This window comes from Paraglaciecola sp. MB-3u-78 (genome assembly GCF_002835935.1).
In the GTDB taxonomy this organism is placed as follows: domain Bacteria; phylum Pseudomonadota; class Gammaproteobacteria; order Enterobacterales; family Alteromonadaceae; genus Paraglaciecola.
Window position 1 is genome coordinate 1 of sequence record NZ_PJCF01000022.1, and the last position, 3,311, is coordinate 3,311.

A 3,311-nucleotide genomic window follows, 5' to 3' on the forward strand; every position below is an offset into this window, starting at 1 on the left:
GAGCTGTAATCGAGGCTAAAGAATGTCTCTAGTCTTACTCTATAATCTTGTGTTGTTACTTGTCACTCATCAAACGCTTTATGTTTCTTATATCACCGTCTCGTTTGTCCCTCGCTTTTAACTTTAGCGAGTAAGATACTTGTCAGCAAACTGTGACCATCATGGGACACGATTTTGCGACAACATATCACGACAGCACGATAGTGCGTTTATAAAAAGCCACTTGGGCGTTGTATGGTTAAGCCTCACGGGCAATTAGTACAGGTTAGCTCAACGCATTGCTACGCTTCCACACCCTGCCTATCAACGTCGTAGTCTTCAACAACCCTTTAGGTACATTAAATGTACAGGGATGACTCATCTTAGGGCTCGCTTCGCGCTTAGATGCTTTCAGCGCTTATCGATTCCGAACGTAGCTACCGGGCAATGCCTTTGGCAAAACAACCCGAACACCAGCGGTTCGTCCACTCCGGTCCTCTCGTACTAGGAGCAGCTCCCTTCAATCATCCAACGCCCACACCAGATAGGGACCGAACTGTCTCACGACGTTCTAAACCCAGCTCGCGTACCACTTTAAATGGCGAACAGCCATACCCTTGGGACCGACTTCAGCCCCAGGATGTGATGAGCCGACATCGAGGTGCCAAACACCGCCGTCGATATGAACTCTTGGGCGGTATCAGCCTGTTATCCCCGGAGTACCTTTTATCCGTTGAGCGATGGCCCTTCCATTCAGAACCACCGGATCACTATGACCTACTTTCGTACCTGCTCGACGTGTCTGTCTCGCAGTTAAGCTGGCTTATGCCATTGCACTAACCTCCTGATGTCCGACCAGGATTAGCCAACCTTCGTGCTCCTCCGTTACACTTTGGGAGGAGACCGCCCCAGTCAAACTACCCACCAGACACTGTCCACATTCCCGATAAGGGAACAATGTTAGAACATCAAACCTACAAGGGTGGTATTTCAAGGTAGACTCCACATCATCTAGCGACAATGCTTCAATGTCTCCCACCTATCCTACACATGTAGGGTCAATGTTCAGTGCCAAGCTATAGTAAAGGTTCACGGGGTCTTTCCGTCTAGGTGCGGGTACACAGCATCTTCACTGCAATTTCAATTTCACTGAGTCTTGGGTGGAGACAGCGTGGCCATGATTACGCCATTCGTGCAGGTCGGAACTTACCCGACAAGGAATTTCGCTACCTTAGGACCGTTATAGTTACGGCCGCCGTTTACCGGGGCTTCGATCAAGAGCTTCTCCGAAGATAACCCCATCAATTAACCTTCCGGCACCGGGCAGGCGTCACACCGTATACGTCATCTTTCGATTTAGCACAGTGCTGTGTTTTTAATAAACAGTTCCAGCCACCATTTCACTGCGGCCCCCATTCGCTCATGAAGCAAGTTCAATCACAAACAGAGGCGTACCTTCTCCCGAAGTTACGGTACGATTTTGCCGAGTTCCTTCACCCAAGTTCTCTCAAGCGCCTTAGTATTCTCTACCTGACCACCTGTGTCGGTTTGGGGTACGGTTCGATATATCATAAGTTTAGAGGCTTTTCCTGGAAGCATGGTATTTGCAACTTCAACTCCTTGGAGTCTCGTCTCGTGTCTCGAGCTCTTCATTTAAGAAGTGCGACCCGGATTTACCTAAGTCACAACCCTACGCACTTTCACCTGGACAACCAACGCCAGGCTTGCATAACCTTCTCCGTCCCCCCTTCACTGATATACCAAGTACGGAAATATTAATCCGTTTCCCATCGACTACGCATTTCTGCCTCGCCTTAGGGGCCGACTTACCCTGCCCTGATTAGCATGGGACAGGAAACCTTGGTCTTCCGGCGTGGGGGTTTTTCACCCCCATTATCGTTACTCATGTCAGCATTCGCACTTGTGATATGTCCAGCTCGCCTCTCAGCTCACCTTCAGCCACTTACACAACGCTCCCCTACCACTTGCGCATCCTTAACATTACTCGTTTCGCTTACCTTTACCTCATCGACAATCGAAACCTCGACTGTGTTGAGACGCTTTACCAGCAGGTGCTTATGCACGTTGCTGTTAGCTCGGTATTTAAATAATGTTAAGTGATGCGCAAGTCCGCAGCTTCGGTATATTACTTAGCCCCGTTACATCTTCCGCGCAGACCGACTCGACTAGTGAGCTATTACGCTTTCTTTAAAGGATGGCTGCTTCTAAGCCAACCTCCTAGCTGTCTGTGCCTTTCCACCTCGTTTCCCACTTAGTAATATTTAGGGACCTTAGCTGGCGGTCTGGGTTGTTTCCCTCTTCACGACGGACGTTAGCACCCGCCGTGTGTCTCCCGGATAGTACTCACAGGTATTCGGAGTTTGCAAAGGGTTGGTAAGTCGGGATGACCCCCTAGCCTTAACAGTGCTCTACCCCCTGTGGTATTCATCCGAGGCGCTACCTAAATAGCTTTCGGGGAGAACCAGCTATCTCCGAGTTTGATTGGCCTTTCACCCCCAGCCACAAGTCATCCGCTAACTTTTCAACGTTAGTCGGTTCGGTCCTCCAGTTGATGTTACTCAACCTTCAACCTGCCCATGGCTAGATCACTCGGTTTCGGGTCTATACCTAGCAACTCAACGCGCAGTTAACACTCGCTTTCGCTACGGCTCCCCTATTCGGTTAACCTTGCTACTAAATATAAGTCGCTGACCCATTATACAAAAGGTACGCAGTCACAAGACTATTCTCTTACGAGAGCTTGCTCCTACTGCTTGTACGTATACGGTTTCAGGTTCTATTTCACTCCCCTCACAGGGGTTCTTTTCGCCTTTCCCTCACGGTACTGGTTCACTATCGGTCAGTTAGGAGTATTTAGCCTTGGAGGATGGTCCCCCCATCTTCAGTCAAGATAACACGTGTCCCGACCTACTTAATATGGCAATAATGACGCTTCGTGTACGGGGCTATCACCCTGTATCGCTGTGCTTTCCAACACATTCCACTACTTCATTACTACTCGGCTGCTCCCCGTTCGCTCGCCGCTACTAGGGGAATCTCTGTTGATTTCTTTTCCTAAGGGTACTTAGATGTTTCAGTTCCCCTCGTTTGCTTCTATACACTATGTATTCATGTATAGATGACGCCGAAGCGCCGGGTTTCCCCATTCGGAAATCTGTGGGTCAAAGCATTTTGTCGGCTCTCCACAGCTTATCGCAGACTTACACGTCCTTCATCGCCTCTAACTGCCTAGGCATCCACCGTATACGCTTAGTCACTTAACCATACAACCCCAAATAGCTTCGTCTTCGCTTCCTGCTCTTCGTTTCACG

At 49.4% G+C, this 3,311-nt stretch carries 1 rRNA gene; it reads right to left on the bottom strand.

Annotated features, from left to right (window positions below):
- Window positions 1-234 precede the first annotated feature (234 nt).
- Window positions 235-3,263 (bottom strand): 23S ribosomal RNA (locus CXF95_RS26055).
- Window positions 3,264-3,311 lie beyond the last annotated feature (48 nt).